General features: G+C 61.6%; 3 protein-coding genes. 1 reads left to right on the top strand and 2 read right to left on the bottom strand.

The features are described from left to right. Positions 1–71 precede the first annotated feature (71 nt). Positions 72–1445 (bottom strand): DUF7986 domain-containing protein, encoded by a 1374-nt coding sequence (locus AC58EF_RS28045; RefSeq protein ID WP_007015736.1) that lies wholly within the window; start codon positions 1443–1445, stop codon positions 72–74. Continuing rightward, positions 1446–2015: a recombinase family protein gene (locus AC58EF_RS28050; protein WP_007015735.1), complete on the bottom strand. Its 570-nt coding sequence runs from the start codon at positions 2013–2015 to the stop codon at positions 1446–1448. A 140-nt stretch (positions 2016–2155) separates the two neighbouring features. Here AC58EF_RS28050 and AC58EF_RS28055 point away from each other — a divergent pair, with 140 nt between their 5' ends. Beyond that, on the top strand, positions 2156–5125 hold the full coding sequence (locus AC58EF_RS28055; protein WP_007015734.1) for a Tn3 family transposase: 2970 nt from the start codon (positions 2156–2158) through the stop codon (positions 5123–5125). Positions 5126–5183 lie beyond the last annotated feature (58 nt).

Genomic DNA, 5183 nt, shown 5'->3' on the forward strand with positions numbered 1-5183 from the left:
AGAGGGCATAGCGTGGGAGGTACGCCAAGCAACGCTAAGGACGAACAATACCGGAACGGCGTGCAAGGGCATCACCTGCGGAGGCCGATGATGCCCAGCTCTTGCCACATCCACGTAAAATCATAGGTAGCCATTGGCTCGCCGACCCCGGATTTTGCTGCGCCATTCTCTATATATTTGAGCCAGTCGGCCACTTTCGCCCGGCCAGCCTTCGTGCGGGCCAGAGCGCGCGGCGTCTTGTTGCCAAGGGCAGGCACCGCTTCATCAAGCGTTTTGGTATATTCGCGTGTCAGCATATCATGAACGATGCGCTCCATTTCGTCCGGCGGGATATCGAGCGGCTCTTCCTGCGGAGCGCGGGCGGCGTCATCAGCCATGAACTGGGCCAGAGTCCGGATTTCGGTCATAGGTGTGCTCACGCAATCACCAAGCCATTCGCCCATTTGCGCAATCGCTTTCTCCGCACGGGCGGCACTATTGACCTCAACGATCAGTTTGCGTCCCGCCAACTCGACATTGGCGAAGACGGGTGTGCCGTCCTCCATGGTCGTCACAAAAGCCTGCCCGCCTTTGGCCGTTCGTGGTTTTCTCTCCTTCGTCACCGGCACCAGCCAGTTCCAGAATGTGTCGCTGGCAGGCTCCAGCCATTGTGCCGCGTTCAGCCTGCGAACCACGCTCTTGCCGATCACGCCCTTGGCCAGGGGGAAGACGATGCGGTGGAACACAAGATCATCGCCATCGGCGTTGACCATATCCGGCATGGTGCCAGGCATGGCTTTGCCCAGACAATCGAGCAGCCACATGTTCGTGAACATCGGGCCTGATGCCCGTAAAATAGCATCCCGGTCGGTCTGGTTTAGTTCGGAGGTGTCCTTTGCATCGTCCGCAAGCCGGCCAAACGCGTCGATCAGTTGTAGGGCGCCATCAGCGCTGAACGGCAACAGCGCGCCCGAGATGCCATGGCGACCGTTCACATCGACAACCCGTGCAGCGATCTTGTCCCAGTTGACGAGGGTCTGTGTCGCGCCGTGTTCGCGGACCGTGACTGGCGCAACATCCCGCAACAGATCACGCAAGGTCATCGACTGACCGGGGACGACCTCGCTAACCTCATAGAGCGACATCATCGTATCCCGCAGCGCGCGCATATAGGCCTTGTTCGGCGCCTTCTCGTTCCAGCCTCGGCGCTTGAGATAGTCATCGACCAGATTGCGACCGTCAGGTTCCAGTTCCTGTGTCAGCAGATCTTCAAAGGCGCAGCCCCATAGCGGCCCTTGCCAATGATCACCGATGATCTCGAATATGGCGTCGGGTTCGAGGCCGGTCGCTTCACATGCCGGACCGAGATGCGCGGACAGCATTTCATCCATCGCCTCGTCCCACGGAGCACGATCCGCATATTTCATCAGCCCGGACAGATCGTGAGCAGATTTCAATCTGGACATTCAGGCAGGCCTTTCCACGCCAAGGCGGCGCATTTCGCGATAGATGGTGGATCTGCCGATGCCGAGTTGCCGTGCTGCCTCTGTCGGCGAGATACGGGCTTCGACCAGTTTGATGGCCGCATCCACCTTGGACATGTCGAGCGGCTGACGGCCAGGCTGCTTGCCCTTGGCGCGTGCAGCGGCGATCCCATCGCGGGTCCGCTCAGAGATTAGCCGCCGCTCGAAATGGGCGATAGCTCCGAACACATGGAAGATGAGTTCGCCGGCGGCCGACGAGGTGTCGATTTTTTCCTCAAGACTCAGGAGGGCGATGCCTTGGCTGCGCAAAGTTTCGACTGTGGCGAGCAGTTCAGTCAGCGAACGCCCAAGCCGATCGAGGCGGACCACGGCGAGCGTGTCACCCTTGCGGGCATAGGCGATCAGTTCGGCCAGTCCAGGCCGCTCCATGCTTTTTCCCGATATTACATCGGTGAACACCTTGATGGCGCCGGCATTCTCCAGTCGCATGGTCTGGCCCGCCACATCCTGATCGCCGGTGCTGACGCGGGCGTAGCCCAGAATGCCGCCCATCTATCGTGTCTCCCAAACGGTCGTTCTGTGGACGCTCTGAAGGGCGACCGCTTCACCCCGCCCATAGCCGTCCACATACTATGTCTCTTTACTCATGGCTGTCCATAGGCGCAGTTGACCTTTTGTGGACGGGAATCGGCATGACGAAGCGCAAGCATCAACTCCTGACCGAGAGCGAGCGCAATCAGATCCTTGCCATCCCGACCGATCGCGACCACTTGGCTCGGCTCTACACCTTCGAGCCTGCGGACATCGAGATCATCGGCGCGCGACGGGAACGACGGAACCAGTTGGGCGTCGCGCTGCAACTCGCGCTCTTGCGCCACCCGGGCATCACACTGGCGCAGTTGATACAGAACAGGGGAGCGATGCCCCATGATCTCGCCGCCTTCGTCGCAGAACAGCTTGGCCTGCGCGTCACGGATCTGGCTGACTATGCGGCGAGGGACCAGACCATGACGGACCATGCTCGCGAGCTAGCCGCGCGCTTGGGACTGCGAGGGCCGACGCGTGCCGATATTCCGTTCATGATCGAAGCGGCCACGAAAACGGCATGGGCGACCGACAAGGGGATGACGATAGCGACCGGTGTTGTCACCGCCCTTCGTGAGGCCCGGATTCTGCTGCCGTCCATCTCCACCATCGAGCGTGCCAGCAGCGCGGGGCGCGCGCGTGCCCGCAAGCAAGCCGCCTATGCCCTGATCGACGATCTCAGCGCTGAACAGGTCCACGCCCTCGACCAGCTCTTTGACGACGCCGGGGGCATGAGCCAGCTCGCTTCGCTCAAGACCATTCCCATCGCGGCAAGGCCCGATCATATCCGCCAGATTCTCGACCGCCTGCGGCAAGTGCGGAAGATCGGCATCTCCCCGGACGTGGCTGGCCGCATCCACGCGGACCGCTTCCGGCAATATGTCCGGGAAGGCCGTGCATCGCCTGCCTATATGATCGAGCGATACGTTCCCTCCCGGCGGCGCGCCACGCTGGTTGCCTTCCTGCTCGATCTTGAAGAGCAGCTGACCGACAGCGCTCTGGAGATGGCGGACAAGCTGATCGGCAGCATCTTCACCCGCGCGAAGAATGCCCAGGCGCGTAGCTATGCCGCCACATCGAAGAACGTGGCGCGGCTGATGCTGATCTTTCGCAGAACGATCGATGCGCTGACCGATGCGGTCGATACTGGCGAAGATCCAATTGAGGTCCTGGACGCATCGGTCGGGTGGAACACCCTGATGAAGGCGAGGCCGGAAGTGGCGAGCATCGCGGAAACCGCCAACCTCGATCCGCTGACGGTCGCGGCCGACCGCTATGCGACGTTACGCAAGTTCGCCCCCGACCTGCTTGAGACGCTCCAGTTCAGGGCCGGAAAGGGCAGTGCGAAAACGATCGCTGCCATCGAAATGCTGCGCGACCTCAACAGGTCGGGCAAACGCGATCTTCCTACCGACGCTCCGATGCCCTTCCGTAAAGAATGGCGAAAAATCGTCGTTGGCGATAACGGCAAGATCAACCGGCGGCTCTGGGAAATCGCAACGATCGCGCATCTGCGCAACAAGTTGCGTTCGGGGGATGTCTGGGTGGAGCGATCGGCGGGATACCGCCAGTTCGACAGCTACCTGCTCAGCGAACCGAAGGCGAAGCCAATCGTGTCGGCTCTTGGTCTGCCACCCACAGCCAGCGAATGGCTCGAACAACGGGGCCGCGAACTGGACTGGCGACTGAAGAAATTTGCCCAGCGCCTGAAGCGCGACGCTCTGGAGGGTGTGCGGTTCCGCGACGGCCGCCTCCAGATATCCCCGGTTCGCACGATCGCGATGCCCGATGCCGAAGCGCTGGCTGACCGGCTCGATGCGATGATGCCCCGCATCCGCATCACCGAGCTGCTGCATGAAGTGGCGCAGGAAACCGGCTTTCTTGCTGCATTCACGAACCTGCGCACCGGCGAAGCGTGCCCCAACGAAAACGCGCTGCTCGCCACCATCCTTGCGGATGCCACCAATCTCGGCCTGTCGCGCATGGCTGCCGCGAGCCAGGGCGTGACGCGCGACCAGCTCCTGTGGACCCATGACGCCTATATCCGCGACGACAGCTACTGCGCGGCGCTGGCCGTGCTCATCAACGCGCATCACCGCCTGCCATTCTCGCGCGTATGGGGCGACGGCACAACGTCCAGTTCCGATGGCCAGTTCTTCAGGGGCGCGAAGCGCGGTGCATCGGGCGGCGATATCAACGCCCGCTATGGCGTCGATCATGGCTTCAGCTTCTACACTCATGTTTCCGACCAGCGTGCGCCTTACCACGTCAACGTGATCTCTGCCGCGACGCATGAGGCACCCTATGTTCTCGACGGCCTCACCAGCCACGGCACCGATCTGAAAATCGTCGAGCATTACACCGACACTGGCGGGGCGACCGATCATGTCTTCGCCCTGTGCGCGATGCTGGGATTTCGCTTCTGCCCGCGCCTGCGCGACTTTCCAGACCGGCGCCTCGCGCCGATCGCGCCGGTTAAGGCCTATCCGGCCATCGCCCCGCTAATGGGCAAGCGTATCCGCACCGACATCATCGCTGAACAATGGGATGACGTGCTGCGCCTCGTCGGCTCGATCAAGGCCGGCCATGTCGCGCCATCGGTCATGCTGCGAAAGCTCGCCGCGTACGAACGGCAGAACCAACTCGACGTCGCGCTACAGGAAATCGGCAAGATCGAGCGAACCCTGTTCATGCTGGACTGGCTGGAAAATCCCGATCTGCGCCAGCGATGCCATGCTGGTCTCAACAACAGCGAACAACGCCATGCCCTGACGCAGGCAATCTACACCTTCCGCCAAGGCCGGATCATCGACCGCAGCCATGAGGCGCAACAATATCGGGCATCCGGCCTCAATCTAGTCATCGCCGCGATCGTCTACTGGAACACGATCTACATGGATGCTGCCGCCCAGCATCTACGATCAACCTCGGTCGCGGTGCCTGATTATCTGCTCGCCCATACGTCCCCCGTGGGTTGGGAGCATATTGCCTTCTCCGGCGATTTCCTCTGGGATCGCGCAGCCGCTTCCGCTGGCCGCAAGGCCCTCAATCTCCCGCCGGATAGCCGCGTCGCATAAGCGTTCGCTGATTGTTCGCCCTTAGCGTTGTTTAGCGTACCATCCACGCTATGCCCTC

This window comes from Sphingobium sp. WR1 (assembly GCF_059693745.1).